The organism is Aerosakkonema funiforme FACHB-1375 (assembly GCF_014696265.1).
Classification (GTDB): domain Bacteria; phylum Cyanobacteriota; class Cyanobacteriia; order Cyanobacteriales; family Aerosakkonemataceae; genus Aerosakkonema; species Aerosakkonema funiforme_A.
On record NZ_JACJPW010000212.1, the window covers coordinates 1 to 5,937 of the forward strand.

A 5,937-nucleotide genomic window follows, 5' to 3' on the forward strand; every position below is an offset into this window, starting at 1 on the left:
TCCAGTTCCCCTTCCTCAGCTAGCAATTCTTTCCTTAACTCTTCTATTTGCTGCTCTAGTTCTGGAGATTGAGTAGCTCTGAGCCTTTCTACTTCTGCTTGTAATTCGGCAATTCGTTGTGCTTGGTCAGTTGCTTGAATTGCACCAGTAAAACGTTCGTTAATTTTGGGTAGCTTCGCCATTACAGTTTTCCTTTCCGCGCTAAAGTAACGATGTCGTCAGCAATAATTTTGAAATCTTTAGAAGCCGGATGTGCTGGTCGATATTTTTGTAGGGGTAAACCATTAGCAGAAGCATTCTTAAATTCGGATGAATCACGAATTTGAGGATATAGCTTCACTCTTAGTTGTTCGGCTACTTCTGGTAATTGCTGTAAATATTGACGGTGGATGGCACGGCTGTTGTCATACAAACTGGGTATAAGCCCCAAAATAGGTGGATGGGGATCGAGCATTAAATCGTCAGCAATTCCAATTAACCACTGCACTAAATCAGCTACTCCCGAAACTGATTTCATCTCTAGTTGAATGGGAACTAACAGTCCCGTACTAGCGGCAATGGCATTTTCACAAATTATTCCGATTGTGGCAGGACAATCCAGAATAATTACATCGTGACGTAAAGGGTGGCTTTTTAAGCGGTCTGCCAAGACATATTCACCCCGGCGGCGAATTACTAAGTCATTTGCTACTTGCGCCATAGTTGGGTGACCTTGGCAAACTTCGATATTAGGGTCTGACCAAGCTGAAACTAATGGCCAATTACCGTCAAAGTCTTTTCCAAGAACTCGCACTACTGAATTTTCCGCTTCTGCTGAAGGTAAACCGCAGAATACATCTAATGCTCGTTGGGGGTCGAGGTCGATTAATGCTACTGTCTGACCTCGCTTGCATATCTCGTAAGCTAGATGGACGGCTAGGGTTGTTTTGCCTACTCCACCTGCATTCGCTAAAATTCCAATGACAATTTTCTGTTTCGGCATAAGTTAGATCGCACTGTCGAATTTTAATATACGACAGTTTTAACACTCGGTCACTGTCGAATTTTAAAATTCGACAGGTTTTAAGGAGATGCGATCGTTTTCTTATTAATTGTCGCATTTCAAAATCCGACAATTAGTAAGAAAGCGCAAGGCTTTCCAACGACGTTTCCAATCGAACGCGATCGCATAGGAAATTTGGGAAAAACCCGTAAGATAAGTGATGGAAATATATGAATCTAAATTAAATATCAAATTTCCAACTCAGTTTGTTGCTGCAAGGAGATCACAACAATTCCTACCGCTGCAAAACCACTGCCAACCAGGAATGCCGATTCTGGACTTACAGTTTGCCATAGCCATCCTGCCAAAAAGCTTGCAGGTAATAGGGCAAATCCCACCAGTAGATTGAGAAACCCAAATGCTGTACCTCGAAGATGCTCCGGTACTCGCTCCGCTACCATTGCCAGCAACACTCCTTGAGTCATCCCCATATACAAGCCATAGTTCGCAATCAACAGCCAAACTTGCCAGGGTGTTTGAGAAAACGCCAGACCTAGATAAATGAGAGCGTTTAAGCTCCAACCCAGAATCAGCAACGTTTTACGGTTAACGCGATCGCTCAATGCTCCCACTGGATAAGCACTCAAAGCATAGCTAAGATTCATTACCACCAAAACAAGCGGAATGTGAGTGTCGGGAATCATGACTTGTTTGGCCTTCAGTTGCAGAAACGCTTCACTAGAGTTACCCAAGTTGAATAGCAATGCAGCGATCGCTAATCCCCAATAGGCGATACCCAGACTCTTCAAGGCTTGAAAATTGAGTGGATTTGGACGGCTCAAAGTATGGTAAGGCTGTCGAGGCTCACGTATCCCTACAGCAAGACAGAATACAGCTAAGATTCCAGGAACCAATGCGACGGTAAAGATGAACCGAAAACTTTGCCCTGCACTCAGAAATCCAAATGCCAATAAAGGGCCTAAAAAAGCACCGATCGTATCGAGAGATTGGCGTAGACCATAAGCAGCACCCCGATTAGCAGCATCGGTTGAATCCGCGACCAAGGCATCTCTAGGCGCAACCCGAATCCCCTTACCAATGCGATCGCCTACTCGTGCTATGAGACAGGTTCTGATGTTTTTGTAGTTAATCTCTATAAATCTCAATTTTTTACTACTTGCGACATCTCTGCTGTACCTCACTTCTTCAAAGTTCTACTGTGTAATATGGTTATTTGGCGATCGAGTTTTTTGGAAAGCAAAGTACAGGATGGTTGCTGGTTTTCAGTCAGGTAGTGTGAAGTTTACAACTTTCGTTGGCAGTAATTCCACTCGTGATGTTTATCAAGCGATCGCTACTCTTGCTCATTCCAGACTTGGATAGGATAGCGGTTTAGTTCTGCTGCCGGAATGAATGATTCTCGATACATTCTGCACTCAAGATCTTCTTCAACCCATTCGTAGTCCTCGAAGAGCCTGCCAGGAATTTCCAGGCAAAGAACTACGTCGCCATCAGCACTTCCATTATTACCGAGGGGAGCATCGGCTAACACCCATACACCTTTGAACATTTGACCTGTTTCATAGGTGTTTTCAGCGTCCTTGAAGCCCTCGCGCAAAATTGCCTGTGAGTGAAATGTGGGGTGAAAAACTTTCATAATTCCTCCTGGGATGGATAAGCGATCGGTTGGTTACTCATTCGCGTCACAATTAAAATTGTGGCATTTAGAAAAGACAAGGCTGCTTCTACAACTTCAGCTATAAGTAGGTTTTTGAAGCACTTGATGTAACAAAGCTGGTTGATATCTAAAGCATGACGATCGGATTTCCCAAATCCTAACCAGTCCTGAGTAATCGCAATCCGCTCAACGTTACGATCGCCGTCGATCCTTCATGCCCCAAAACACCAAACGGCAAGGTGATATTACCTGCAAAGTTTGCAATCAACAAAATCACCACGAAACTGAGGGCAAACACAATATTTTGTTTAACTACCCCTTGAGCGCGACGCCCCAAACAAATCGCCTGTTCTAATCGCTCCAATCGATCCGCCATCAAGACAATATCTGCCGTCTCCAGCGCCACGTCACTGCCTGCGGTTCCCATCGCAATGCCAACGGATGCTTGAGCTAAGGCAGGGGCATCATTGATCCCATCACCCACCATTGCCACTGACTGATATTGCTTCTGAAGTTGGCGAATCACATCCACTTTATCTTCAGGCAAAAGCTCTGCATAGACCCGATCGACTCCCACCTGCTGAGCAATACTGTGAGCCGTGCGCGAGTTATCCCCAGTCAGCATTACAATCTGCTCAATACCCAACCGTTTCAATCGAGCGATCGCTTTTGCAGCCGCTGGTCGTACTGTATCTGCAACCGCAATGATGCCCAAGATCTCTCCAGCATAGGCAACCCAAACGATCGTTTTTCCTTCAGCCTCCCAGTGGTAGATCACCTTGGCGTAGCCGCACTCAAATCGTTCAATAAACTGTTGAGAGGGAGGCGCTTCCGTTTGCGCTTGCTGAACGAGACGAATCACGCGCTGAATCAAGCTACTTTCAGGCGGTTGGTGGATTTTGAGCCGCAGTGCCCCATTGCCATTAATCGTGCCTGCAAACACCTCATCTCCAACTGTCTTTTCAACTGGAATCGATTCAGCCGTAATCGAAGCCTGGTTGAGAGTGCTAAATCCTTCTATGACCAAACCATCTGTCGGTACTAATTCTCCCGGTTTCACCAGAACTCGATCGCCAATCTTGAGTTCTGAAACTGGGATAGTTCGTTCCTGCCCGTTCCGCACCACTCGCGCTGTATCAGCGGTTAAGCTCATCAACCCCTGAATACTGCGCTCCGTCCGCTGCATAGCATACCCTTCTAACGCCCCACTGATGGCAAAAATTAGAATTAGAACTGCCCCATCGACAATCAGATAATACTCTCGCCGCCACAGACCTAAAGCTGCGGCTCCCAGTGCTGCCACAATCATCAGCAGGTCTACATCAAGTTCTTTTTCCTTCAATAGGGTTGTCAAACCTTCCCGCGCACTCTCGAATCCACCGATCGCATAAGCAGCCGTCAGAACAAACAGAGCCACTCCGAGCCAGCCGAAATTGAGCATCTGCCAGCCCAGGAAAACCAGAACTCCACAGGCGATCGCCGCCACTGCATCGGGATGTTCTTTGAGGAGGGTTGAGAAGCGAGAAGTAGAAGGGGTAGCCGCAACCATGTTTTTCAACGTTAGCTCAATACCCTCTCAGCCTAAACCTTAACATTAGTGTCAATGTCAAGGTTTTGCGTAAATTGAAAGGATGAAGACCGAACACTTAACGATCAAAGAATTGACCGATGCGGTGGGAGGTGGCGTTACCCCTCGGATGGTGCGGCACTATCACACGCTTGGGTTGCTTCCTCCCGTGCAACGTTCAGAAGGCAACTACCGCCTTTACACTCAGCAGGATGTGCAACGATTACGGCGGGTGATCGCGCTGAAGCAGCAGGGGTTTCAGTTGTCCCACATTCGACAACTATTAGACAGCCAAACAGAAGAGACAGTAGATCCCACATTAATAGCTCAGTTGCAGCAGCAATATCGCTGTGTGATTCAACAAATTACCCGACTCCGCCAAACGGCATCGGCTTTGGAGGGATTGTTGGGGCGCGATCTAGACTGCCAAATCACCCAAGCCGAAGCTCTGGCACAACTGAAGCAATTGGACGTGGATGCTCGGGAAGGGTTGGGAAAGCTAGACCAACTTTGGCTCGATTTGGATGCCGAAACAACTACCCACCCAGAAGCGTTTCACGAATCCCTACAACACCTGCTGCCTGATTTGTCTGCTTACTCTGAGATCGCCGTCCATTTGCTGCATCAATTAGTGCTGGCGTGTGGCGATGTCAGTTTGGTGAACTCGGTTCGGTTAAGCCCAAATGCGATCGCTTCTGCACGGGATGCGTTGAAAGCAGGGTGTTCAGTCATAACAGATGTTCCGGTTGTCGCTGCTGCTCTCGATCTCCCTCGGTTAGCTCATTTAGGATGTGCGGTGGAAACGCTGATTGATGACCCTCACATTACTGGAGTCAGTGAAGCCGAGCAAGCTTTTTGGAATCACGATCGCTGGCAGCAGCGGTTACAACAGATGCAGAAGGGATGTGTGCTGGCGATCGGGTATGCCCCTTCCGTCTTGCTTACTGCTTGCAAGCTAATTGAGCAACAACAAATCCAACCTGCCCTCGTGATTGGAATGCCGATCGGTTTTAGTCATGCTCCGGCAGCCAAACGGCAATTGATGACAACACAAATTCCTTACATCACGATTGAGGGTAGTCTCGGTGGAGGACTTCTAGCCGCAGTGACGTTAAATGCTTTGGTGGAAACATTAATTGCCAAGCCAGATTGCCACTGCTATCTCACTCGTCTTTAGAGATTAACCACCGTTTATAAATCTATGTCAAGCAAATTTCGTAAATCAGGTTATCATCCCATCCGCAAAATCAAAGTCGTCCTATCAAGGCTACGAATTGCTGTAGCCACTGAATTTAGTGTTGCTTACAAAGTCGTTCTGTCGGTATTAATCCTGGTCATTTCTTTTAGTTTTCGACAGTGGGTCGATCTGACTTTAATTTTTTTCGCAACGGGGCTGATGCTGGTCGCTGAATTATTTAATAGCGCGCTCGAGGCTTTGTGTGACTTTTGGCAGGAACGCCAGGATGAACGAATTCGTACAATTAAAGACATTTCTGCGGCTGCGGTTGGAATCAGTATTTTGGTATGGGCAGTTACTTTAATTCTTGAAAGTAGCCATCTTTGGTCTCTATTGAAGCGGTAATTTTAAGCCCAGCACTCAGGGCTACAGGAATTGGTTGATTTTTCCATAATCCGTCACAGACCTTAGATAGTCAAAAAATTGCAGTCACCAAAATACTATTATGCTAGTTAAGTCAGGCAAAAACTTTC

General features: G+C 46.5%; 6 protein-coding genes and 1 pseudogene. 2 read left to right on the forward strand and 5 right to left on the reverse strand.

The window, feature by feature from the left end:
• The 5 genes and pseudogenes from H6G03_RS36655 to H6G03_RS36675 all read right to left on the reverse strand — a co-directional run.
• Window positions 1-182 (reverse strand): annotated as a pseudogene (locus tag H6G03_RS36655) (chromosome partitioning protein ParB); the annotation flags it as partial.
• The gene (locus H6G03_RS36660; protein ID WP_190475792.1) at window positions 182-982 is read right to left on the reverse strand and encodes a ParA family protein; all 801 of its coding nucleotides are present in this window, start codon (window positions 980-982) and stop codon (window positions 182-184) included. The gene H6G03_RS36660 and the pseudogene H6G03_RS36655, both read right to left, overlap by 1 nt.
• Window positions 983-1,230: 248 nt before the next feature.
• Window positions 1,231-2,148, reverse strand: a complete 918-nt coding sequence (locus tag H6G03_RS36665; RefSeq protein ID WP_199315657.1) for an MFS transporter — start codon at window positions 2,146-2,148, stop codon at window positions 1,231-1,233.
• A 188-nt stretch (window positions 2,149-2,336) separates the two neighbouring features.
• Entirely contained in the window at window positions 2,337-2,552 is a 216-nt protein-coding gene (locus H6G03_RS36670) for a hypothetical protein (RefSeq protein ID WP_206756677.1), read from the reverse strand.
• 265 nt (window positions 2,553-2,817) lie between these two features.
• Window positions 2,818-4,209: an HAD-IC family P-type ATPase gene (locus H6G03_RS36675; RefSeq protein WP_190475797.1), complete on the reverse strand. Its 1,392-nt coding sequence runs from the start codon at window positions 4,207-4,209 to the stop codon at window positions 2,818-2,820.
• 82 nt (window positions 4,210-4,291) lie between these two features.
• Between H6G03_RS36675 and H6G03_RS36680 the strand changes: the two genes are divergently transcribed.
• Both H6G03_RS36680 and H6G03_RS36685 read left to right on the forward strand, forming a co-directional pair.
• Complete coding sequence (locus tag H6G03_RS36680; protein WP_190475799.1) at window positions 4,292-5,404, forward strand: precorrin-8X methylmutase; 1,113 nt, start codon at window positions 4,292-4,294, stop codon at window positions 5,402-5,404.
• A 24-nt stretch (window positions 5,405-5,428) separates the two neighbouring features.
• Complete coding sequence (locus H6G03_RS36685; RefSeq protein ID WP_190475800.1) at window positions 5,429-5,809, forward strand: diacylglycerol kinase; 381 nt, start codon at window positions 5,429-5,431, stop codon at window positions 5,807-5,809.
• Window positions 5,810-5,937 lie beyond the last annotated feature (128 nt).